At 63.1% G+C, this 298-nt stretch carries 1 protein-coding gene; it reads right to left on the minus strand.

Going from position 1 to position 298, the window contains the following annotated elements; genetic code table 11:
- Window positions 1-298: hypothetical protein (locus H6A60_RS13020; RefSeq protein ID WP_205105287.1), on the minus strand; the 298-nt coding region annotated here is incomplete at both ends.

Consider the following 298-nt stretch of genomic DNA (forward strand, 5'->3'; position numbering starts at 1 on the left):
GCCCTTGCCCATCGAAGCTTCGAGCGTCCAGTCGCTTTCGACGCGCACGTTGCCCGTGAACCCGGCGTTGCTGCCGCCGAGTTCAATCGTGCCCGCTGTGTCTTCGCGGCCGATCACCACCGTGCCGGAGCCCGTGATGTTGTTGCCGACAAGGCTGCCGTCGGACGCGTTTTCGTCGGCGATAACGAGCGTGTAGTCTTCGCCGATCGAAATGTCGCCCGTACCGAGACCGCCGACATCAGTGACAGTACCCGTGCCGGAGAACTCGAGCCTCACCTGCGAGTGGAAGTCGTTGTTC

Source organism: Sutterella massiliensis, assembly GCF_016899755.1.
In the GTDB taxonomy this organism is placed as follows: domain Bacteria; phylum Pseudomonadota; class Gammaproteobacteria; order Burkholderiales; family Burkholderiaceae_F; genus Sutterella; species Sutterella massiliensis.